Source organism: Roseibium suaedae (genome assembly GCF_900142725.1).
In the GTDB taxonomy this organism is placed as follows: Bacteria; Pseudomonadota; Alphaproteobacteria; order Rhizobiales; family Stappiaceae; genus Roseibium; species Roseibium suaedae.
In genome coordinates this window covers 366,222-387,671 of sequence record NZ_FRBW01000002.1, presented here as the reverse complement: position 1 = coordinate 387,671, position 21,450 = coordinate 366,222, and the positions used below count along the sequence as shown (strand labels likewise).

Here is a 21,450-nt window from a genome sequence, read left to right as displayed (position 1 = left end):
TTGCGAACCGGAAATGAGAAAACGGCCCGCCTGTCAGATGCAGAGCGGGCCGTTTTGCTTAGTTGTCAGAAATGTGGGTGGACCTTAATCAGAAGGTTGCCTTCATGCCGAGCCAGAAGCTGCGGCCCTTGACGAAGGGATTGTCGTCGCCCGCCGAGGCGTTGCCCAGCGAATTGAAGACGTTTCCGACATCTGCCGTCAGGGTGATGGCCCGGTCGTTCTCGAAGCGTGCAACCTCGAAGCTTGCGTTGAGGTCGACCGTCAGTGTCGGGGAGAAGGTCTTGTCGCGGTAGAAATCGTAGCTCTGGGAATCGATCGTGATCGAGCCGTCCTGAGTGACGCCTTCATAGGAGAAGTTGTAGTTGGCCGTTGCGCCCAGAAGAAGACGGCCTTCCATCCAGCTTGAGCCAAGCGACAGCTGGGCCCGGAGCGGAATGTCCATGTTGCCAGTCACTGCCCGGAAGCTGCCCTGCGTATAGATCGTGCCGTTGTAGTAGAGTTCATCATCCGCATCATCGGCGTCGATGTCATAGGCGGTGGCGGTGGTATCCTGCTTGGCCCAGGTCAGCGATCCCGTCAGCCCGAGATGATCGAGGAACTTGATGCCCTCCGGAGACCACTGCTTGGCATATTCTACGCTGGCAGACTGATAGGAGCTGCTGGCGCTGTTGGTGAGCACGCGGGTGTTGGATCCTGCGGATTCGGATGCATACTGGTCGCGGCCCTTGCGGTTTAGATAGCGCACGCGCAGTTCGCCGCCGAGCAGCGGCTCGTTGACCTTCAGCCCGCCGGTGAACTCGTCGGAATAGGGGGTGTCGAGACCAGAGGCATTCATGTCCCAGATGGTCGAGTTGCCGGCGGTCCAGCCGTCTGTGACGGTCGGCCCCTTGCGGGTGTAGATTTCCGTGCGCGGGACGCCGTCACGGATCGCATAGGCAAGGCTTGAGGCGCTGTAGTAGCGGTTGAACCCGCCGGTCACTTCCAGCCACTCGAACGGCTTGACGGTGGCCGCAAGGCGCGGGGCAAGGTTGAAGTTCCGCTGATAGTCATCCCACTGCAGGCGCAGGCCCGGACGCACCGTGACGATGCCGATGGTCTGGTCCATCTCAAGATAGGCGTTGATGCTGTTCAGATGGGCGTTGACGTCATAGGCGGGATAGAGCGCCTTGCTGATGGCGTATTGTTCCCCGTCGATACAGGCTTCCGACGTCTCGCAGGTGGTCGATGTGCTGGCGGTGGTTGCCGTGTAATAGGTCACATCCCTGAGGCGCGAGCGGTTCGCATCGGTGTAGCTGTAGTCATAGCCAGCAAGGAACGTTCCAGCCCAGATCTCGCCAGAGAGTTCCTGCGCCAGGGTCAGGTCCGTCTGGCCCTGTTCCTTGTCGCCGACATTGCTGCCTTCATAGCATCGGGTGCTGTTGCTGATCTTGAGGCACCAGCTCTCGTTGGAGCTGCCGGGCCGCCAGGCATAGCCAACATCCTCACCGGTCTCGTTTTTCGTGTCGTTGATCTTCAGGCTGGCGGAGCTTTCCAGGGACAGGCTGTTGATAGTGCCGAAGAAGGGCGACACCGTGCCGAAGTCATATTCATGCTTCAGGCGGAGGACTTCTGTCTGGGTTTTCACGTCAAGGGTCAGATCCTTCCACCGGGTGGGCGAGAAGGTCTGGGAATAGTCGGTCATCATGCCTTCGAGCGAAAACTTGCCGATTTCGGTGTTGGCGTCGAGCTGCAGGCGGAAGAACTGGTTGAGCGAGCTTTCGTCCACCTTCTCGCCAAGCATGGCGGCGTCCTTGCGCTTGTGGGTGAAGGCGTCGACCCGGCTGTACTGGGCAAGGAATGCAAAGGTCTCGTTGATCGGCCCGGTGAAGGAGAAGGCCGACTTGAGCTTGGTGAACTCCGGGGGCGAAACCCCTTCCGGGTTTTCCCCGTCCGGAGTTGCCAGATTGTAATTCACCAGCTTGTCGGTCTGCACGGAGAAGGAGGCGGAGCCTGAATAGCGCTCGGTATTGGGCTGCTGCAGGTCATAGGACACGACACCGCCCTGGAAGTTGCCATATTTGGCCGAGGCGTTGCTGTCGATGACAGTGGCTGAATCCACGAATTCCGAGGGAACGAAGATCGACTGGGAGTGCAGGCCGAAGATGGATTCCGCGTTCAGGACCGCCGTACCGTCATCAAACGTGTCGGTGGTGAACTCCTGCGTTCCGGTGGTGGTCGTGACATTCAGGCCATTGACCAGGAACAGGTTGTCATAGACCCGGCCACCGGAAATGGAGACTTCCAGAGGGCGCGTATCGATGGCGCTCTGGGTCGTCTCGCCGGCATCTGTGTCCGTATCGTCCTGATATTGCACATTCGGCAAGGCTCGCAGGAAGCTGTTGGCATCGGAATTTCCGCTTGTGCGCAGGCCGAATTCGGTTTCACCCAGAACTGTTGTGCCCGTATCCGCGCTGGAGGTGCCGCCCAGGATCGAGGTCAGGCTGACATTCAGCATGTCCAGGATCGTTGGTCCGGTGGTGGTCTGTTCGGTCGCCGTGTCCGAAGCAGCCTGTAGCTTTTGTGCATCCTGGGCATGGGCGACGGGTGTCATGAGGCAAAGAAGAGCAGCGCTGCCAAGCAACGCCTGTCTTGAAGATCTGGTCAAGGCTACCACCATTTCGGCTATAGGCGCTGGCGGCCCGTCAGGGCTACGGCTGGCGCAGGAGAGCGGCGGGAGGGCCGCTGGTGGTGCTGCGTTATTAAATCTGAGTTTTAAATTCAAGAAATAAAAATGGCGAAAATGCGTCCTGCCAATTCCACTCCTTTTGGACGCTGGGGCAGTTTCTGCGCTTTGCCTGCTTCTGTGACATATTTCCCATGCGCTGGCCTGCAAGCTGTTGAAAACATGAAGCTCCATCCGTCTGCCTGCAAGCTTTGAAGGCCTCCAGGGTCTTGGGGGCGAGGAACTGCATGGAAGCTGCCATCAGAGGTCGAGACTGCTCGCAAATCCGCTTCGGCTTCGGTGGAAGCCCAAAATTCACAGAGGAGAGCGGCCTGCGATCGTCAGTTTTGGGGGCTTGATCTGAGCTCTGGGCAGACGGGTTGTGGGGATTTTTCTAGAGCGCGATGTGCCAATCAGCCGAAAATTGGTGCTGGGTCGAAATGCAAAAACTGTCAAATATGTGAAGTGGCAATACTAAGTTGAGCGTCGGTTGTTGTTTCATATCACTAATAAACTTGAATTTATTTTTGGATTCACTCACAACTTCCGTAACGCTAGGTCTGTTTATTTTTGCCTGATAGGCGCAGTGGTTTGCATTTTTCTTAACATTCCTGGTGGCGGTTGTTTCATTCATTGCGAGGTCCCATGCCAAATTCGCAGTCGCCGTCTGTTGCTTCCATTTGTTCTCCAACCCCGCAGGCCCCGAGTGTCGATACGACGTTCCTGAGCCAGATCGTGCCGTTGTACCGCCGTCCGAAAGGCAAGGTCCGGCAGGAGCCTGTCCTGATCCGCTCCCGGGATATTTCCGTCGCCCTTGATCTCAAAGCAGAGCGGATTGTCGATCTGGTGAGGCCCTTTGGTGTTATCCGCGACAAGGCGGTAGTGGGGGAGGGGCTCGATCTTGGGAAGCTGGCTTCTGAGCTGCTGCGGTCACGGCAGAACCTCACCGCAGGACGCCTGCCGAACCGCCAGCAGATCGACCTGCTGTTGAAAGAGATGAAGGCGCGGAACAGCTCTGCGGGATCTGCGCGAAGCGGGGCCGCAGTCGCTCTTGGCAGCAATCAGATCATTGCTCCGCCTGTCCGGCCTCTTGTGAATGCCCTCGACCTCATGGAACGGCTGGCGTCCCTGCTGCCCACCCTTTCCGTGAGCGATGCCATCAGCCCGGGCCTCGGTGTCGAGGTGACATATCGCCAGGACTGGCAGGTGAAGGGCTATGGCCGTGGCCGTCTGATCCGTTCCATTCCGCTGACTGCGGATGGCCGCACCGAGATTTCCATCAAGACCTGGGAGACGCGGAAGGAACGGCGGACGGAGAACACGTCTGTCGAGAACGACATCTCGAACGAGATCATCGGCGATGAGAAGTGGTCCCATGCGGTGAGCAAGCAGCTGTCAGCCCAACTCAACCAGTCCATTACGGCGTCGGTCGGGGCAAATGGCAGCATTCCGCTTCCCGGAGCAACCATTGGCGCGAACGCCAATACCACGTCGCAAACCTCCGGCTCGATCCAGCAGATCGTAACCGACACCTCTGAACAGGTGCATCAGTTAACCAACAAGACCAGCGAAGCCTTGCGCAAGCGGTTTTCCAGTGCGGTCGAGACGGCGGAGGAGAGCGGTCTTGAGGCAATTGAGAGGCAGGTGATCGTCAATCCGAACAAGTGCAACACGCTCACCTATCATTTCTATGAGGTGAGCGAGCAGTATGAAGTAACCACAAAGGTCGAGCAGGTGACGCCCCTTCTGCTTCTGCCGCTTGCCTATCCGGTGCCGGATGCCGCTTGGCTGTTGTGTCATGAGTGTCTGTTGAAGAAATACCTGCCTTGCGAGACCTACTATGCAGGGTTTGAGGCTGCCCGTCTTGTCCTGTCCCGCGAGAGGCTTGGCGAAGCCTTGGGAGATCTGGATGATCCGGTCATCAAGGCGCAGGCAAACGCTGTGTTGGCTGCAATGCAGAAAATCGTTTCGCTATACCAGAAGCTTGCCAATGCCAATGTGACCGTGGCTGCCAATGCCGCGTCAGCAACGGCTCCAATCGAGGCGGCGGTCGATGACCTGCTCAAGGGGCTGGGGGATCTCGGCACAGCGGCGGCAAAGACTGTCGAAAGCGGCGTTGATTTTGCTGCAGACGCCGTTGAGGCTGCCGGAAAGGCGGTTGCAGAGGTCGGAGCCGTGATCGGAGAAGGGATCGAGTGGATCACGTCCCTCTCGCCTTTCGTCGCATCTGGTCAGGTGACCACTCTGGCCACGGTTCCTCTTGGACTTGGCAGCGCAATCTGGTGGCGCGTTGCAAGGATTGCCGCACCTGAACTGGAAGCGGCCCTGTCCCAGCTCGCAGGCTCGCTTGACAACCTTCCATCTACGGATGGACCAGCGAAAGTTGCGGCGATCCTGGAGGCGGCGACCAGTTTCCAGACAACGCTTGGGGACGTGAACGAGCTTTTCCGCCGAGTGGAAATCGGTCTCGGCATTCTGGCGGGCATTCTCTCCGTCAGCGTCTTTGCAGGAGCGGTTGCGGTCATTGCTCTCGTCGGGGCGGTCGTCACGATCAGCAATGTGGTCGGCGTGGTCTTGCTGGGGGCGGCAGCCGTACTGGCGATTGGTCAGTTTGCGGTGGTCATCGGCTCCATTCTGGCCGGTGATCCAGGTGTCGATCTCATTCCGAATGATCTCGGGCTGCGCCAGGCAATCGGTTCGCTGAATGGACAAACCCGGCAGCTTGCAGCTGCCGTTGCGGAGCCCGTTGCCCCGGAAACCGATGATCCGGCGCTTCTGGCGATCTTCCGGGAGGAACAGATCGTTGCCAAGCAGGAGCGCCGGCAATTGGCGGAAGCCGGTGTCGAGCTGGACCGGCTTTTGTGCCACATCAACGAGAACATCTCTCACTATGCCCAGATTACCCTTTCGGCGATCCCTTCGGCGGATCTCGATCGTATTCTACAGGACGATTTCGCAGTTCCTCCCGGGATTGTGGAACCGCGCATTGTCGGGTTCAGCGGTCACCGGGCTGCTTTTCGGCTTCACTCGGACAACTGGATCAAGCTGTCTGGCATCGATCTCATTGCTGCGTTGAAGGCGAGCGGCCTTGCCAATCTGATCAAGACCACCGCCTTGAAATCGGACATCACCATGCCATCACGGGGTATTCTTGTGGAACCGGAACTTGGTCAATGCCCGGCCAGTGACGCGTTCGTCGCTTTCCACCGGGACCAGGACATGGCCCTGAAAAAGGAGGAGGTGGCGCAGGCCGCACTTGAAACCCGTCGGCTTCAGGAGCGGCTCAATGCGCGGCTCTTTGCAGATCCGACGCCTTTTGACGGTGTCGAGAAGATTGGCCTGACCACCTCGGTTGCCGACACGCCCACGCCTGCGCCTGGAACAACGACCCCCGCCAACCCTTGAGGCATTTCAACGATGAGTGACGTCGATGCTTTCCTCGGCGGTGTGGTCCGGAACATGGTCACCGCACCGGCACAGGCGGCGGGATTGCCGGACCCGTCTTCCAACACGTCTCCTGCTCTGTCGGCAGGCGAGGCACTGGAGCGGGATCTGGCTCAGGCTTTGCGCTCGGGTGACAGCACCCGGATTTTCCGGGTTGTCGACAGGCTCCTGGATCCGGAGCAGGTTTCCGTTGCCGAGTTTCAGGCCGCTGTCGAGGCGGCTGGGGGCGAGGAGGCCTTTCGGGAGAAGATCGTCGCCTCCTTGCAGAAGACCGATCAGCTGGCACTGGCGCGCCTTGGTTCCCTGAGTGGAAAGGGGCCACTGGAGCTCCGGATCAAGCGAAGGCTGAAGGGCGACAAGACCGTGCTTGGCGAGATCGCCGAGACCTTTGATCCCACCACGGTCGGGGGAGGCTTGCGCCTGTTTGCGGCAACCTCGATCCCGGGCGCCGCCCCCCTCATTGTCGGGCAGGACGTCCTGCGTTCCTATCTGGACGAGGTCCTCCTGATCGCCAAGGAGCTGATTGAGCGCGTCTCGAATGCGCTGATTGAAACCAACCTGCCGGGGATGGTTTTGACGGCCACTGTCTTGCAAAGCATTGGAGACATCTTTGTCCCCGGCTCGAGCCTCGATGTGGTCCTGACCATTGTGCCGGTCGGGAAGGTGGCAGTGCTTCTGAAACCGATCCTGCTGAAGGCCGCTTCTGCGGCCGCGGTCCGGTTTCTGGGAAGGGGCGTGGCCGAATTGGTTCCGGCCCTGCTCAAGTTCATGAGGGAGATCGTCGAGAAGCACATCGGCCGGTTTATGTCGGGGACGGAGGTGATTTTCGCCAATGCCTTCGTCCAGGCACAGTCCGCGTCCAAGAAACTGCAGGCCGAGGCGGCACATTTTATCGAGTTTGTGTCACAGCAGCTGACGTTGAACAGCGAATTCCAGGTGGCCTCTGCATCCAAGAAAGCGGCAAAAAAAGCGGCTCTCAGTCTGGCCAAGCGCAACAGGCTCGCCAAACAGCTCATGGAGTTTTTTGCGACGCCGGTCGATCGCGTTGGTCAAAAGCATGTTGGGGCAAAGACGCGTTTCATTGTCAATGAAGACGGGACCGTCCTGCAGGAGATCGAAGCTACCCTGTTCAAGAACACCAAGGGACGAAATGTGACAGACCTTCCCGAGCGGGCGCTGTCACAAGGGATCGTTCCTCCGGAAGGGCATCATCTGTCGCATGTGATTGCCTCGATCAAGGGCGGGGATGATGAGCTCTACAATCTTCTGCTTTGCCCGGCCCGGGTCAATGTCAGCTTCTTCAAGCTGTTCGACAACCTTGAGCCGGGTCGGCAGCTCAAGGTCTATATCCAATTCGATGATGTGGAACATGCCTATGCACGGGCAGCCAGAAACATCCGCTATGAGGATGCGGCCACTGGCAATTTCATCGGAGGTCTGGAAAAACTGCTGGAACATCCGCCAATGACCAAACGGGAAATCCAGAAGCTGGCAATCGATTACATCAACCGGCTGGAGGCCCTCCCATCCAGGCCGGAGGTCGATTTGCTGATCCTGCGTCTGCAGGAGATCCTGTCCTCCTGAAGGCGCTTCCCGGTGGATCGCGCCTTCTGTCAGGACGGAGGACTTTCAAAAGCTGATCCTGTATCTGGAGCTGCCCCCGCCGCTTCAACACAAAGGCCGCCTTGAGCAGGTCACGTGCTGGTCCGTACCCGTCTGTCATGGGGGATAACCATGGGGTTTCCCGTCACCGGGTCTGCCATCACTTCTGTGTCCAGTCCGAACACTTGCGATACGATTGGCCCGGTGATCACTTCGGAAGGCGCACCTGCCGCAATGACCTCGCCGGCCCTCATGGCAATGATGTGGCTGGCATAGCGGGCCGCATGATTGAGGTCATGGAGCACTGCGACGATTGTCCGTCCCGCCATGTTGAGTTCGTGCAGCAGGTCCAGAACATCCATCTGATGAGCAATGTCGAGATAGGTGGTGGGTTCATCCAGAAGGATGAGTGGTGTTTCCTGCGCCAGAACCATGGCTATCCAGACCCTTTGTCTTTGCCCTCCTGACAGATGCTCGACGCGCCTGTCAGCCAGGTCCGTTGCGTTGGTCAGCCGCAGGGCCTCATCAACCGCCTTGCGGTCTTCAGAGGACCATTGGCGCAGCAGCCGTTGATGGACATAACGTCCGCGCGCGACCAGTTCGGCAACCGTGATGCCTTCCGGCGCGGTTGCTGTCTGGGGCAGGAGGCCAAGCCGCTGCGCGATCTGGCGCGGCGCGAGGCTGGCAATATCCTTGCCCTCGAGGATCACCTGTCCGGCAACCGGTGACAACAGCCCGGTCAGGGCACGCAGAAGCGTGGACTTCCCGCAGGCGTTGGGGCCGATGATGGCTGTGAAGGAACCGTCCGCGATCTCGAGGGAGAGGTTCTCCGCGATCTGCCGCTTTTCGTAGGAGAGGGTAATGTTTTCACCGCGCAAGGGGGCGGGGCCTGTGGGGTTTGCGCTCACATTGTTCTCCGGGCTTCTCTGATCAGCAGCAAGACGAGATAGACACCGCCAAAGACAACCGTCACCACACCGACTGGCAGGGAAAGCGGGATGACATGCTGGGCGATGAGATCCGAGGCCAGCAGCAGGACACCGCCTGTCGCGCCGGTCGCCAGAAGCGGAATTTCGGTGCTTCGTGCCAGGCGCCTGGCGATCTGGGGAGCGGAAAGGGCGATGAAGGAAATAGGACCGGCGACAGAGGTGACTGCGCTGACAAGGCCGATGGCAATGGCAATCGCTGCCAGTCTGGCCGGCTTTATGGCTGCGCCCGTAGATGCGGCAGCGTCATCGCCGAGGGACATCTGGCGCAGGGGCGCAAGAACCATTGGCAGCAGGCAGAACAGTACGGCAATGGCGAGACCCGCAGGTACGAGCGTTGCGGCTGTGATGGTGTTGAGCGTGCCAGCGCCCCAGGCAGAGGCAAAGAGTGCGACTTCCAGTTCGACCCGCAACAACAGCCAGGTGTTCACGGAAGCAAGGATGGCTGAGACTCCGATGCCGACAATGATGAACCGGAAGCCCTGCAAGCCATCGCGCAAGGCAAGAATGTAAATCACGGCAGCTGCCGCAATGCCTCCGATCAGGGACCCAGCCACCAGGGTCGACCAGCTTCCGCCCAGAAAGATCAGCGCCAGGATCATGCCCGTATAGGATCCGTTGGCGAGGCCCATGATGTCGGGGCTGGCGAGAGGATTGCGGGTGATGGTCTGAAACAGCGCTCCGGATACCGCGAGGGCTGCTCCGAACAGAAGGGCGGCCAGAGCGCGTGGAAGGCGCCATTCCAGCACCACCGTTCGCACCAGTCCTTCACCGCCGCCAAGAACAACGTCGATCACCTCCCGCACCGCTATGGGAAAATCGCCCCAGAGCAGGGCGAGGACCACAAGCGTGAGAGCAACGGCGCAAACGGCAAGGGCAACGAGGCCGGAGCGCTTGTCTATAAGGATGTTCGTGGTTTCGCTGCCGATGACCAGAACAGTGCCCGTTGGTGGGGCAGCTCGGTTCTTGTTTGTCTGTAGGCTCATAGGCTGGTTGCCTTCGCGCGGCGCACAAGACCGATCAGCAGTGGGGCTCCGACCAGCGCCGTGACGATGCCGACAGGCATTTCACTGGGCAAGACAGCTATCCGGCCGATGATGTCAGACAGAAGAACGAGGCAAGGGCCGAAGAGCAGTGAACCCAGCATGATCTTGCGTTGATCGACGCCCACGCACCAGCGCACGATGTGGGGAACAACCAGCCCGACAAAGACGATAGGACCGGCAATCGCGGTCGCTCCACCCGCCAGCAGGGTAACAGCGATGAGCACAAGGGCCTGGGTTCTGCGGACATTCACGCCCTGGGACCGGGCGACATCTGAGCCCAGGCTGATTGCGTTGAGCCTGGGCGCCACGATTGCTGCCATGGCGATACCGACCAGAAGGAAAGGCACGATGGGCAACAGCACGCCGAAATCCCGCTCGAGCAGACTGCCAGCACTCCAGCCACGCATGCGTTCGAAGGCGTTGTGATGGGAGAGGGTGAGACCTGTCGTCAGACCGGAGAAAACCGCACCGAGCGCAACCCCGGCCATGGTCAGCCGCACCGGGCCTGCAGCCTCTCTGCCAGCTGATCCGATTACATAGACCATGGCGGTCAGCACCAGGGCACCAAGGCAGGCAAGCCAGACATATCCGGCCGGACCGGCAACGCCGAAAAAGGCAACGCCTACTGCCACAAAGAATGCAGCTCCCGCATTGACCCCCAACAGGCCGGTGTCGGCCAGCGGGTTACGGGTATAGGCCTGCACGAGAGCACCTGCGACACTCAGGGCTGCCCCGACCATCAGGCCGGCGACGGTTCGGGGAACGCGTTGGGCCCAGACGACATAGTTTGCCTCATGGGTTCCCTGGCCCTGTAGCGCTGACAGGACCATCTGAGGCGCCAGTGTATTGGCGCCGATCAGGATCGACAGCACCAGGACCACGATCAGAAGCAGAAGGGCGGCAGCGATCCAGATGCCGAATGCGGGGCGCCGCGCGCGGCCACCCTGTGCGGAGGAATGATCCCGGGTCATCTTACTCTTCAGCGAGTGCCTTCTCGATGTCATCGAGAACTGCCATGCCGCCGATCGACCCTACGCCGGAAACCCAATAGGCCGTGTCCACGGCAAACAGCTTGGGGAAAGACGCCTTGTTCGCAAGGATTGAAGGCGGAATGGACGTGGGGTCGGCAGGATTGGTCGAGGCGACGAAGACATAATCAGCAGTCGCATCCAGAACGAGTTCGGGCGAAATGCTCGAGGAGATGGAATTGTCCCAAACGCGATCCGGAATCTTGAAGCCGACACACTCCAGCGTCCCGCCGGCGAAGGAGCCCGGTGCATAGATGCTCAGGACCGTATCCCGCGGACGGATGAACTGAACCGTCTTGCCCTCGACATGATAGCGCTTCTTGATCTCCTCGCAGCGCTGGTCATATTTGGCAAGCAATTGGTCGGCCCCTGTTTCAGAGCCTAACGCCTTGGCCGTAAACTGCATGTTGTCGCGCCAGGGATCTGTGTGGGCGGGCATGAAGACGGTCGGTGCGATGGAGCTCAACTGATTGTAATAGGCTGAGTGACGGCTCTCTGTGCCGATGATCAGGTCCGGGCGGAGCGCTGCAATCGCTTCCAGTTTCGGCTGCGGGAAAGTGCCGACGACAGTCACCTTCTTGCCTTCCTCGCCCAGATAGTCCGGAATGCCGACCGATGCGTTCAGCGAAGGCGATCCGACAGGTGTCATGCCAAGTGCAATCGCCGTATCGAGCTGAACCGGTTCCATCACCACCACGCGCTTCGGGTGCACAGGAATTTCGGTCTCCCCGCGCGCATGGGCGAACATGTGCGTTTCATCCTGTGCTAGGGCCGCTGTTGCCGCTGTCCCGAGCAGTGCAACCGCCCCCGCCACGGACAGGAAGGTTCTAAGACGACGGGGCAAAGCATTCGAAAGAGACATTGGAGCTTTCCTGAACAAACCGGGCTGTATCGCGCTCTGGATCAACGCGGGTCACTTCAAAACATGTTTCCCTAGAAAAGTATAGTCTAACTCTCATGTTTTTAAGTGGCTCTGCAACAGTCTTGCGCCTCGGAATTTTCCTGAGTGTTCAGCAGGTTGGCCTGCAGAGAGTGCCGCGCGTCGTGTGCGAGGACAGGAAAAGCGGGCAGATGCAGGGAGCTTTGGCGGCACTGCAGGCAGTTCAAGCGAACTGCCTTATCGTGAACATCAAAGGGCAGACGTCTTCGCCGGTTCGCCCTTCAATCTCCCTTCCGCATCCATGATTGTCAGCGCCTCAAAAGCTTTGCCTTGTGAGCGCTGATCTCGACTACGCTTCCTGCCGATTGCATGGATGGACACCTTGGGGGACGAGAGTGGAGCGGAGAGCCGTTTACTCAAGAGAAGGGGGTGTTCAGATCAGAAAAAATTGCCGCTGATTGCGCCTTGGCTGGCTGCAACAAGCAGAACTTGCCTAAGAGTGTCAATTTCTTGATTTTTGGCGATGGCATCCATGGGCATTCTTTGATTGCCTTATGGAGATCGTGTGATGACGAAAGCACTTGTTACAGGGGCGACACGTGCCCCTGGGCGCGGGATCGCGACGTCGCTTGCCGATATGGGGTGGGAGGTACATGCCCTTGGCCGGTTGCAAGGGGGATCGGTGTGATGGTTTTGAATTTCAAGCTGTCTGCACTTTCAGGAGAGTGAACTGCTTTTTGAAAGCGGTACAGACTTTCGCTTCTCGTCTCCCGTGCACAGGATCTTAAATCCGAACTTTTTCGACTGGCTGATGGGGTGGCCACGCGAACTTGCGTGCGACGCATTAAATGCGCGCTGAGCCCTTCGGCTTTCCAAGCCAGGGGAGCCAAGGTCGTCAAATATGTTTGGGAGAGTGGTGCCGGCAGCAGGATTCGAACCCGCGACCCCCTGATTACAAATCAGATGCTCTACCAGCTGAGCTATACCGGCACTGAGGCGGTCTTTATCAGAAAGTTTTCGGCTGTGCATCCCCCTTTGGCAGTTATCCACGTTGCCGGTTCAGGTGGCGCACATTCCGGGTCTCTCATGTTTCATTCTGCGGAATTCAGGCAGATGGTGCACAACGATCTGCTTGCACCTTTTGGGGGAGGTAAATATGACTATCTAAATCATGTTTATCTGGCGGGTGCATGGCATCCATCTTGAACCCCGGAGGGTGGAATGTTTATCGCGATGAACCGGTTTCAGGTGAAGGCTGGGCGGGAGGCCGACTTTGAGGCGGTCTGGCGCGGGCGCGATAGCCGCTTGTCTGAACTGAAAGGGTTCCAGAGCTTCCAGCTTCTGAAAGGGCCAGCCGATGAAGAAGCGGGCGTGGTGCTTTATGCCTCCCACACCATCTGGGCGAGCCGTGAGGATTTCGTCGCCTGGACCAAGTCCGAACAGTTCCGCGATGCGCACAAGAACGCGGGCGGCACGAAAGACTATTATGCGGGGCCGCCAAAGTTCGAAGGCTTCGAATCCGTACTGTGACTTGAACACACAACCAGGGGAGGGCCATGGGCCTGTCCCTGACGGTCCTGACTTTTATTCTGCCAGCCATCCACCGGTCAGCCACGCAGGAGAGAGGAGCCTTCCGGAAAGGCTCCATTCCCGTGGAGGATGAAATGAGACTTTCGGTCGTTTCTGGCGGGCTTGCCATCGCGCAGGCGGTTGGTCAGGCGGTTGGCCAGGCGGTTGGCTTGTCCCTGGTGCTGTTGCAGGGCGCAGCCGAGGCCGCTGAAAAACAGCAGATCCTTGTGACGGATATTGCCGGCAGAGAGGCGAAACTTTCAGTTCCCGTGGAGCGGATGCTTCTGGGGGAGGGGCGGCAGCTCTATCTGGTTGCCTCCCTGGCGCCGGAGGATCCTCTGGAGCGGATTGCCGCCTGGCGGGATGATCTGAAACAGGCGGACCCTGCCACCTACCGGCAATATCTGAAGGTCTTTCCAAAGCTTGATGCCTTGCCGGCCTTCAAGGGGCAGGAAAACAGCCTGATCGATATCGAAGGGGCAGTGATCCAGAAGCCGGATGTGGTCCTGCTCAATCTGGAAGCCATGCGGGCCAATGAGGACGCGGATTATATCGCCAAGCTCACCGCGCTCGGCATTCCGGTGCTCTATATCGATTTCCGCCACGAGCCGTTGAAGAATACGGAGCCGTCCATTCGCCTGCTCGGCAAGATCATGGGCGAGGAAGCCCGCGCCGAAGAGATCATTGCCTTCCGCGGCAAAGCCATGGCGCGGGTGACGGATGTGCTCGACAAGGCCCGTCCCGACCGGCCCAAGGTCTTCATCGAACGGATCGGTGGCTACACGGAAGATTGCTGCCTGACTTTCGGCAACGAGAATTTCGGCAAGTATGTCGAACTCGCAGGCGGGCAGAACATTGGCACGGAATTTCTCCCCGGCACGTTCGGTCAGATCAATCCGGAGCAGGTCATCGTTTCCAATCCGGATCATGTGGTGGTGACCAGCGCGAACTGGGAGGCCTATGTGCCGGGCGGTCGCTGGATACCGCTCGGGCCCGGAGCGGATATGAACAAGGCTGCAGAGAAGCTGGCGTGGTTTACGTCACGGCCCGCCTATTCAGGCATTACGGCTCAGACCACCGGCGCATTTCACGGGATCTGGCACCAGTTCTACAACAGCCCCTATGAATTCGTGGCCGTGCAGCAATTTGCCAAGTGGTTTCACCCGGACCTGTTTCAGGACCTCGATCCGGATGAGACCTTTGCCGAATATCATCGAAAGTTCCTGCCTATCGACTATCAGCCCGGTTACAGCGTGTCTCTCAGAGGTGAGTAGCCAATCAAGGAGTAAAAAATGACAGACGAAATTCTTTGCATTCCGGTATTGCCTTCCCTGAACCTCGACGAAACGCGGGCCTTCTATCAGGACCAGTTGCGCTTCAATGTGATCTATCAGGACGAGACCCGGCTGATTGTCCGGCGCGGGGCGATGGAGTTGCATTTCTGGCCGACGGACAAGCGGGAATTCTGCGAGAGCGCAAGCACCTACATTCGCGGCGGCGGCATTGATGCGCTTTATGAGGAGTTTCGCGGTACCGGCGTGCCGCACCTGAGCCCCTTCGAGGTGCGGCCGTGGAACATGAAGGAGTTCCACATTCTCGACCCTCACGGAAATCTTCTGGCCTTTGGCCGGATCCCGGAGGAAGAGCCCGTCTGACGCGGGCTCTTCCGAGCAGTGCGGCCATCATTAAAAAAAACGCCCCGGCGCAGGACCGGGGCGTAACTATTTCCAAGTATCTATAAGCGCCACGCTGGCGGATCTCAAAGACCCATCTTCATCCGCGCCACATAGAGTGAGAGCACGGCGGCGTTGGAGACGTTGAGGGAGCGGATCTCTCCGGGCATGTCGAGCCGGGCGAGGGTGCCGCAGGCTTCGCGCACGCCCTGGCGCACACCCTTGCCTTCACTTCCCAGAACCAGAACCGTCTTGTCGCCGAAGTCTGTCTCTTCAAGAGAGGCCGGGCCATCGCTGTCGAGTGCGATGCAGCCGAAGCCTTCTTCCTTCATCTCGGAGATGAAGCGAGCCATGTTCTTCACGCGCACATGCTTGATCATGTCGAGGGCACCGGATGCGGATTTGGCCAGCACGGGGCCTTCTTCCGGTGCATGCCGTTCGGTGGTGACAACAGCATCGGCAGCAAGAGCCACGGCGGAACGCAGGATGGCGCCGACATTATGGGGATCGGTGACCTGATCGAGGGCCAGCACGAGCCGGGCGCCTTTCAGTTCCCGTGGCCCATAGGCGGGCAGGGGATCAGCTTCCAGAATAAGACCCTGATGCACAGCGTCCTTGGTGACCATCCGGTCGAGCGCACGTGGCATCATGGTCTCTACCGGCACATCTATACGCACGCCGCGTTCGCTCAGCCGGTTCTGCGCATTCTCGGTCGCATAGAGCTTGATGCGCTTGCGGGCTCTGTTGGCAAAGGCGGCTTCGACCGTATGCAGGCCATAAAGAAGAACGGGACCCTCTGGCGGAAGACCAGGGCGGCGAGGAGCCGGCTTTTGCCAGGGCTTGCCCGGACGCCGGAAGGAAGAAGAATTGTCTGTCATGGGCTTCTTTTGCGCCAAAGCCCGGTTTCCGGCAAGAGGGAGGAAGAGTTGGCGCGGCAGGGATTCTGAAAATGGTGCTGATTTTCAGACCCGATTCATGTGCAAGGGTCATTCGCATGGGAAAAATCAACAGGGTGGAATTCATCCACAGGCCGGAAAATTCATGACGGAAGAAACTTCCATGTTATGGAAATCCTTGGAGTTCTGCGGTTTTGCGTGGTGTTTGGAGATGTGCAAGACCTGTGTCCGGTGACAAAGATGTCGAATTTCCTTTTTCATCGGAAAATGGGCGTTGACACCAAAGGCCCCCATCTGCATAACACGCGCCACGGGATTGCTCGTTCGGTTCGGACGGGCTCTTCGGTAAGCCATCCTGACCGCTTCGGCGCGAAGCAGGACTTGATGGAGGAGTGCCCGAGTGGCTAAAGGGGACGGACTGTAAATCCGTTGGCTAAGCCTACGTTGGTTCGAATCCAACCTCCTCCACCATAGTCCCGGCTCATGTCGGTGCGCGGGTGTAGCTCAATGGTAGAGCAACAGCCTTCCAAGCTGATGACGAGGGTTCGATTCCCTTCACCCGCTCCATCATGGGTGCTGATCGGAGTGACCGGTGCGGAAGGTAACTTCAGCAACGGAAAATCTCGAAGAATTTACGGGAAGCAATTCGTCGTCCTGCGGTTTCGCCGTAGCGCCGGAAAGCGTCCCGCCTCGAGCCTTTATCGGTTGAAACGCGTATTGGACAGAGAGCGACGCGATGGCGAAGGAAAAATTTGAGCGTAATAAGCCGCACGTCAACATCGGCACGATTGGCCACGTTGACCATGGCAAGACGACTCTGACGGCTGCAATCACGATGACGCTGGCTGAAGCTGGTGGCGCGGTTGCCAAGGCTTATGACCAGATCGACGCAGCGCCGGAAGAAAAGGCACGCGGCATCACCATCTCCACGGCTCACGTTGAGTACGAGACGGCCAACCGTCACTACGCACACGTTGACTGCCCGGGTCACGCCGACTACGTCAAGAACATGATCACCGGTGCTGCCCAGATGGACGGCGCGATCCTGGTTTGCTCCGCAGCTGACGGCCCGATGCCGCAGACCCGTGAGCACATCCTGCTCGCTCGTCAGGTTGGCGTTCCGGCCCTCGTCGTGTTCCTGAACAAGGTCGACCAGGTTGATGACGAAGAGCTCCTCGAGCTCGTCGAAATGGAACTGCGCGAGCTGCTGTCCTCCTACGACTTCCCGGGCGACGACATTCCGATCGTCAAGGGCTCTGCTCTGGCAGCCGTCGAAAACCGCGACCCGGCTATCGGCCGTGACGCGATCCGCGCCCTGATGGACGCAGTCGATGCCTACATCCCGACCCCGGAACGTCCGAAGGATCAGCCGTTCCTGATGCCGATCGAAGACGTGTTCTCGATCTCCGGCCGTGGCACCGTGGTGACCGGTCGTGTTGAGCGCGGCATCGTCAAGGTTGGTGAAGAAGTCGAGATCGTCGGCATCAAGGACACCCGCAAGACGACGGTTACCGGCGTTGAAATGTTCCGCAAGCTGCTGGATAGCGGTGAAGCAGGCGACAACATCGGTGCCCTGATCCGCGGCGTTGGCCGTGAAGATGTTGAGCGTGGCCAGGTTCTTTGCAAGCCGGGTTCTGTAACCCCGCACACGAAGTTCAAGGCTGAAGCCTACATCCTGACCAAGGAAGAAGGCGGCCGTCACACTCCGTTCTTCACGAACTACCGTCCGCAGTTCTACTTCCGCACGACCGACGTGACGGGCATCGTGGAACTGCCGGAAGGCACTGAAATGGTGATGCCGGGCGACAACGTGTCGGTCGTGGTCACGCTGATCGTGCCGATCGCCATGGAAGACGGCCTGCGCTTCGCTATCCGCGAAGGTGGCCGTACCGTCGGCGCCGGCGTGGTTGCTTCCATCATCGCCTGATCTTATAAGGTGACGGGAATCGGGTCCTAGTGATCCGGTTCCCACCGATCCCAGGGTTTCGGTTCAGGGATCTCAAGAGCAAGCCGGGTCAAGATCTGGATCCGGCACTCTGAAGGGGTATAGCTCAGTTGGTAGAGCGGCGGTCTCCAAAACCGCAGGTCGCGGGTTCGAGCCCTGCTGCCCCTGCCATTTTTGCTCTTGATCATTGGCTCCCGAGAGCTTAAAGAGACTTCTCGGGTGAGGCGCGCGGAAAATTCTGCGCGCCCACTCGCGTTTAACAGACCGGAATCGGAATGGCCAAGTCCAACCCTTTTACATTTGTCCAGCAGGTTCGCTCCGAAACGCGGAAGGTGACCTGGCCGACGCGCCGTGAGACCGCAATCACCACTCTGATGGTGTTCATCATGGTTCTCATTGCCTCGATTTTCTTCCTGGCTGCCGATGAGCTGATGGCTTTGGGTGTTGGTTATCTTCTCGGTGTGGGTAGCTGATTTTCGCCGCCCGGCGCAGGAACTCTAGAAGAATAAGAAGCGGATAAGACTGTTATGGCCAAGCGCTGGTACATCGTACACGCCTATTCCAATTTCGAGAGGAAGGTCGCCGAGGCCATTCGCGAGAAGGTTGAGCAGCAGGGACTTGAGGAGCTCTTTGATGAGATTCTCGTTCCGACTGAAAAGGTTGTTGAAGTGCGCCGCGGCCGCAAGGTTGACGCAGAGCGCAAGTTCTTCCCGGGTTATGTTCTCGTCAAGATGGACATGACCAACGAGGCTTTCCATCTGGTCAAGGACACGCCGAAGGTGAGCGGGTTCCTTGGTGGCAAGGGTAAGCCGCTGCCGATTTCCGAAGCCGAAGCCATGCGCATCCTGAACCAGGTTCAGGAAGGTGTCGAGCGTCCGAAGCCGTCTGTCAGCTTCGAAGTCGGTGAAAACGTCCGTGTGTCGGACGGTCCGTTTGCCTCCTTCTCCGGCATTGTCGAGGAAGTTGATGATGAACGCGCCCGTCTGAAAGTTGCCGTGTCGATCTTCGGCCGTGCAACTCCGGTCGAACTTGAATTTGGTCAGGTCGACAAGGTCTGATCCAAGGTGCCGCCTTCGGGCGGCGCAATCGTTGGTCCGGTTGCCTCGTGCGCCGGATCGGAAGTGGGTGGCAGGTCTTGATGCTCATCGCCGGGCATCGCTCTAGGGCCCTACCACCAACTCCTGAAGAAGCTGGGCTGCCATGTCCGGCATTCGCATTTGGAGAGAACAATGGCGAAGAAAATTGATGGTTACATTAAGTTGCAGGTGCCTGCCGGTTCCGCAACTCCGTCGCCCCCGATCGGTCCTGCGCTGGGTCAGCGCGGTCTGAACATCATGGAGTTCTGCAAGGCGTTCAACGCGCAGACCCAGGATATCGAAAAGGGTGCACCTTGCCCGGTCGTGATCACTTATTTCTCTGATAAGTCTTTCACGTTCGCGATCAAGACCGCTCCGGTTTCCTTCTTCCTGAAGAAGGCAGCAGGCCTCAAGTCCGGTTCCAAGACCCCGGGCCGTGGCACCGTCGGTTCCGTCACGAAGGCTCAGGTGAAAGAAATCGCCGAAGCCAAGATGAAGGATCTGAACGCCAACGACATCGAAGCAGCAATGCTGATGGTTGAAGGTTCCGCCCGTTCCATGGGCCTCGAGGTCACGGAGTAAGGTTCATGGCTAAGGTAGGAAAGCGCATCAGCGCAGCTCGTGAAGGCATCGACCGCAACAAGACCTATTCCCTGGGTGAGGCTCTCGGCCTGATCAAGGAACGCGGCACCGCCAAGTTCGACGAAACCGTCGAAATCGCAATCAACCTCGGTGTTGACCCGCGTCACGCTGACCAGATGGTCCGCGGCGTGTGCGTTCTGCCGAACGGCACCGGCAAGTCCGTCCGCGTTGCAGTCTTTGCACGTGGCGACAAGGCCGACCAGGCTCGTGAAGCTGGTGCAGACGTTGTCGGCGCAGAAGAGCTGGTTGAAATCGTTCAGGGCGGCAAGATCGACTTCGATCGCTGCATTGCAACCCCGGACATGATGCCGCTCGTCGGCCGTCTCGGTAAGGTTCTCGGCCCGCGCGGCATGATGCCGAACCCGAAGGTCGGCACCGTGACCCCGGACGTCGCGTCTGCAGTTCGCGATGCCAAGGGCGGCGCTGTGCAGTTCCGCGTCGAAAAGGCCGGTATCATTCACGCCGGTGTTGGCAAGCTGTCGTTCTCCCAGGATGCCCTGGTCGAGAACATCAAGGCTCTCGTCGACGCCATCCAGAAGGCAAAGCCGACTGGCGCAAAGGGTTCTTACCTGAAGCGCATCGCTCTGTCCTCCACGATGGGCCCGGGCGTGAAGGTCGATCTGGCAACGATCGCCGAATAATCCGTTCGCGGATTGACAAGTTTCCGGCTGGGCAACCAGCCGGATCGATCCGGCGGTTCGCTGCCGGGTCATCCCTGTCCGAGACTGCAGGTGCCGGGAAACCGGTTTAAGCCGAATGGGCCTGCATAGATAGGTGAGAACCAATTTTCCCCGATGGGGCAGAGGTTCGAACCAGACCTTGCCATGCGTTCTCAGACGCGGGCGAGGGGACAGGACCCCTGAGCGTCGCATGTGGCGTTCCCGGGTTCGGGAACCGCGCATGTGGCAAAGGTAAACCGGTGGCGGCAACGCCACCAACTGGAGAAGGCAAGTGGAAAGAGCGGAAAAGCACGAGTTCGTGACGGCTCTCAACGGCGAACTGGGTAACACCAGCGTTGTCGTCGTCGCGCACTATGCAGGTCTTTCGGTTGCGCAGATGACGGCACTTCGTTCGTCCGTGCGCGCTGCCGGCGGCACTGTCAAAGTCGCAAAGAACCGCCTTGTGAAACTTGCCCTTCAAGGCACGGAACTGGAACACATCTCCGATCTGTTCACGGGTCCGACCATCATCGCTTACTCCGATGATCCGGTCGCAGCCCCGAAGGCAGTCGTGGATTTCGCCAAGACCAACGACAAGCTCGTTGTCATCGGCGGTGCTCTGGGCTCCACCAACCTGAACCCGGAAGGGGTCAAGTCTCTGGCTTCCATGCCGTCGCTCGACGAGCTGCGTGCAAAGCTGGTTGGCATGATCCAGACCCCGGCGACCCGTATCGCCCAGGTTGTCAACGCACCGGCCGGGCAGCTCGCCCGCGTCTTCGGCGCGTATGCCAAGAAGGACGAGGCCGCATAAGGCGTCCCAATACACTGTCTGCAACCAAAGATTTGGTTCGAACTTTAAGGTACTAAGAAAATGGCTGATCTGAACAAGCTCGTTGAAGAACTCTCCGCGCTGACCGTCATGGAAGCTGCTGAACTGTCCAAGCTTCTCGAAGAGAAGTGGGGCGTTTCCGCTGCTGCTCCGGTCGCAGTTGCTGCGGCTGCTGGCCCGGCTGCTGCTGCTGAAGAAGAAAAGACCGAATTCGACGTCGTTCTGGCTGACGCTGGCGACAAGAAGATCAACGTCATCAAGGAAGTCCGTGCAATCACGGGTCTGGGCCTGAAGGAAGCTAAGGAGCTCGTCGAAGGCGCTCCGAAGACCGTCAAGGAACAGGTTTCCAAGGCTGAAGCAGAAGACCTGAAGAAGAAGCTTGAAGAAGCTGGCGCTAAGGTTGAGCTGAAGTAATAGGGCTTTAAGCCCATTGCGGTCCCGGGATCATCCCGGGACCGTTTTCTTGCCCCGGCG

The 21,450-nt window shown here is 58.9% G+C and carries 18 protein-coding genes and 4 tRNA genes; 15 read left to right on the top strand and 7 right to left on the bottom strand.

The genetic code is table 11. The features are described from left to right. Positions 1-88 precede the first annotated feature (88 nt). The gene (locus BUA94_RS08845) at positions 89-2,644 is read right to left on the bottom strand and encodes a TonB-dependent receptor (protein WP_175558025.1); all 2,556 of its coding nucleotides are present in this window, start codon (positions 2,642-2,644) and stop codon (positions 89-91) included. 702 nt (positions 2,645-3,346) lie between these two features. Here BUA94_RS08845 and BUA94_RS08830 point away from each other — a divergent pair. Both BUA94_RS08830 and BUA94_RS08825 read left to right on the top strand, forming a co-directional pair. After that, positions 3,347-6,106 (top strand): hypothetical protein, encoded by a 2,760-nt coding sequence (locus BUA94_RS08830; protein WP_139251068.1) that lies wholly within the window; start codon positions 3,347-3,349, stop codon positions 6,104-6,106. A 12-nt stretch (positions 6,107-6,118) separates the two neighbouring features. Then, positions 6,119-7,729: a hypothetical protein gene (locus BUA94_RS08825; protein ID WP_073011972.1), complete on the top strand. Its 1,611-nt coding sequence runs from the start codon at positions 6,119-6,121 to the stop codon at positions 7,727-7,729. Positions 7,730-7,839: 110 nt separating this feature from the next. On the opposite strand, the gene BUA94_RS08820 is transcribed toward BUA94_RS08825, so the two are convergent. The 5 genes from BUA94_RS08820 to BUA94_RS08800 form a co-directional block, all read right to left on the bottom strand. Beyond that, the gene (locus tag BUA94_RS08820; RefSeq protein WP_175558024.1) at positions 7,840-8,655 is read right to left on the bottom strand and encodes an ABC transporter ATP-binding protein; all 816 of its coding nucleotides are present in this window, start codon (positions 8,653-8,655) and stop codon (positions 7,840-7,842) included. Beyond that, positions 8,652-9,719, bottom strand: a complete 1,068-nt coding sequence (locus BUA94_RS08815; RefSeq protein WP_084081883.1) for a FecCD family ABC transporter permease — start codon at positions 9,717-9,719, stop codon at positions 8,652-8,654. Before BUA94_RS08815 ends, BUA94_RS08820 begins: the two co-directional genes overlap by 4 nt. After that, complete coding sequence (locus tag BUA94_RS08810; protein ID WP_139251067.1) at positions 9,716-10,750, bottom strand: FecCD family ABC transporter permease; 1,035 nt, start codon at positions 10,748-10,750, stop codon at positions 9,716-9,718. Before BUA94_RS08810 ends, BUA94_RS08815 begins: the two co-directional genes overlap by 4 nt. Before the next feature lies 1 nt (position 10,751). After that, a complete protein-coding gene (locus tag BUA94_RS08805) occupies positions 10,752-11,669 on the bottom strand; it encodes an ABC transporter substrate-binding protein (protein ID WP_073011966.1) in 918 nt (305 codons plus the stop codon). 932 nt (positions 11,670-12,601) lie between these two features. Beyond that, positions 12,602-12,677, bottom strand: a tRNA-Thr gene (locus tag BUA94_RS08800). A gap of 231 nt (positions 12,678-12,908) precedes the next feature. On the opposite strand from BUA94_RS08800, the gene BUA94_RS08795 reads away from it, so the two are divergent. From BUA94_RS08795 to BUA94_RS08785, 3 genes are all read left to right on the top strand, one after another. Beyond that, positions 12,909-13,217 carry a heme-degrading protein HmuQ gene (locus BUA94_RS08795; RefSeq protein ID WP_073011962.1) on the top strand — a complete coding sequence of 103 codons (309 nt, stop codon included), beginning with the start codon at positions 12,909-12,911 and terminating at the stop codon, positions 13,215-13,217. A gap of 134 nt (positions 13,218-13,351) precedes the next feature. Further along, positions 13,352-14,530: an ABC transporter substrate-binding protein gene (locus tag BUA94_RS08790; protein WP_084082007.1), complete on the top strand. Its 1,179-nt coding sequence runs from the start codon at positions 13,352-13,354 to the stop codon at positions 14,528-14,530. An 18-nt stretch (positions 14,531-14,548) separates the two neighbouring features. Continuing rightward, the gene (locus BUA94_RS08785; RefSeq protein ID WP_073011959.1) at positions 14,549-14,911 is read left to right on the top strand and encodes a bleomycin resistance protein; all 363 of its coding nucleotides are present in this window, start codon (positions 14,549-14,551) and stop codon (positions 14,909-14,911) included. 104 nt (positions 14,912-15,015) lie between these two features. Here the strand turns inward: BUA94_RS08785 and BUA94_RS08780 are convergent, their stop codons facing one another. Beyond that, positions 15,016-15,807, bottom strand: coding sequence for a TrmH family RNA methyltransferase (locus BUA94_RS08780; protein ID WP_073011956.1), 792 nt, complete (start codon positions 15,805-15,807; stop codon positions 15,016-15,018). Between the two features lie 404 nt (positions 15,808-16,211). On the opposite strand from BUA94_RS08780, the gene BUA94_RS08770 reads away from it, so the two are divergent. The 10 genes from BUA94_RS08770 to rplL all read left to right on the top strand — a co-directional run bounded on the left by BUA94_RS08770 (position 16,212) and on the right by rplL (position 21,390). Next, a tRNA-Tyr gene (locus BUA94_RS08770) sits at positions 16,212-16,296 on the top strand. 22 nt (positions 16,297-16,318) lie between these two features. Beyond that, positions 16,319-16,392 (top strand) — tRNA-Gly (locus BUA94_RS08765). 169 nt (positions 16,393-16,561) lie between these two features. Then, complete coding sequence (gene tuf / locus BUA94_RS08760) at positions 16,562-17,752, top strand: elongation factor Tu (protein WP_073011916.1); 1,191 nt, start codon at positions 16,562-16,564, stop codon at positions 17,750-17,752. A 113-nt stretch (positions 17,753-17,865) separates the two neighbouring features. After that, positions 17,866-17,941 (top strand) — tRNA-Trp (locus BUA94_RS08755). 104 nt (positions 17,942-18,045) lie between these two features. Next, the gene (gene secE, locus BUA94_RS08750) at positions 18,046-18,243 is read left to right on the top strand and encodes a preprotein translocase subunit SecE (protein WP_073011949.1); all 198 of its coding nucleotides are present in this window, start codon (positions 18,046-18,048) and stop codon (positions 18,241-18,243) included. Between the two features lie 54 nt (positions 18,244-18,297). Next, positions 18,298-18,828 carry a transcription termination/antitermination protein NusG gene (gene nusG, locus BUA94_RS08745; protein WP_073011946.1) on the top strand — a complete coding sequence of 177 codons (531 nt, stop codon included), beginning with the start codon at positions 18,298-18,300 and terminating at the stop codon, positions 18,826-18,828. A gap of 171 nt (positions 18,829-18,999) precedes the next feature. Then, positions 19,000-19,428 carry a 50S ribosomal protein L11 gene (rplK, locus tag BUA94_RS08740; protein ID WP_073011943.1) on the top strand — a complete coding sequence of 143 codons (429 nt, stop codon included), beginning with the start codon at positions 19,000-19,002 and terminating at the stop codon, positions 19,426-19,428. 5 nt (positions 19,429-19,433) lie between these two features. After that, positions 19,434-20,129 (top strand): 50S ribosomal protein L1, encoded by a 696-nt coding sequence (gene rplA, locus BUA94_RS08735; protein ID WP_073011940.1) that lies wholly within the window; start codon positions 19,434-19,436, stop codon positions 20,127-20,129. Between the two features lie 310 nt (positions 20,130-20,439). Beyond that, on the top strand, positions 20,440-20,958 hold the full coding sequence (gene rplJ, locus BUA94_RS08730; protein WP_073011937.1) for a 50S ribosomal protein L10: 519 nt from the start codon (positions 20,440-20,442) through the stop codon (positions 20,956-20,958). Positions 20,959-21,018: 60 nt separating this feature from the next. Beyond that, positions 21,019-21,390, top strand: coding sequence for a 50S ribosomal protein L7/L12 (rplL, locus tag BUA94_RS08725; protein ID WP_073011932.1), 372 nt, complete (start codon positions 21,019-21,021; stop codon positions 21,388-21,390). Positions 21,391-21,450 lie beyond the last annotated feature (60 nt).

Coding starts and splice junctions, on each gene's coding strand:
- BUA94_RS08830 (WP_139251068.1), top strand. CDS start 3,347: ATGCCAAATTCGCAGTCGCCGTCTGTTGCTTCCATTTGTTCTCCAACC.
- BUA94_RS08825 (WP_073011972.1), top strand. CDS start 6,119: ATGAGTGACGTCGATGCTTTCCTCGGCGGTGTGGTCCGGAACATGGTC.
- BUA94_RS08815 (WP_084081883.1), bottom strand. CDS start 9,719: ATGAGCCTACAGACAAACAAGAACCGAGCTGCCCCACCAACGGGCACT.
- BUA94_RS08810 (WP_139251067.1), bottom strand. CDS start 10,750: ATGACCCGGGATCATTCCTCCGCACAGGGTGGCCGCGCGCGGCGCCCC.
- BUA94_RS08805 (WP_073011966.1), bottom strand. CDS start 11,669: ATGTCTCTTTCGAATGCTTTGCCCCGTCGTCTTAGAACCTTCCTGTCC.
- BUA94_RS08795 (WP_073011962.1), top strand. CDS start 12,909: ATGTTTATCGCGATGAACCGGTTTCAGGTGAAGGCTGGGCGGGAGGCC.
- BUA94_RS08790 (WP_084082007.1), top strand. CDS start 13,352: ATGAGACTTTCGGTCGTTTCTGGCGGGCTTGCCATCGCGCAGGCGGTT.
- BUA94_RS08785 (WP_073011959.1), top strand. CDS start 14,549: ATGACAGACGAAATTCTTTGCATTCCGGTATTGCCTTCCCTGAACCTC.
- BUA94_RS08780 (WP_073011956.1), bottom strand. CDS start 15,807: ATGACAGACAATTCTTCTTCCTTCCGGCGTCCGGGCAAGCCCTGGCAA.
- tuf (WP_073011916.1), top strand. CDS start 16,562: ATGGCGAAGGAAAAATTTGAGCGTAATAAGCCGCACGTCAACATCGGC.
- secE (WP_073011949.1), top strand. CDS start 18,046: ATGGCCAAGTCCAACCCTTTTACATTTGTCCAGCAGGTTCGCTCCGAA.
- nusG (WP_073011946.1), top strand. CDS start 18,298: ATGGCCAAGCGCTGGTACATCGTACACGCCTATTCCAATTTCGAGAGG.
- rplK (WP_073011943.1), top strand. CDS start 19,000: ATGGCGAAGAAAATTGATGGTTACATTAAGTTGCAGGTGCCTGCCGGT.
- rplA (WP_073011940.1), top strand. CDS start 19,434: ATGGCTAAGGTAGGAAAGCGCATCAGCGCAGCTCGTGAAGGCATCGAC.
- rplL (WP_073011932.1), top strand. CDS start 21,019: ATGGCTGATCTGAACAAGCTCGTTGAAGAACTCTCCGCGCTGACCGTC.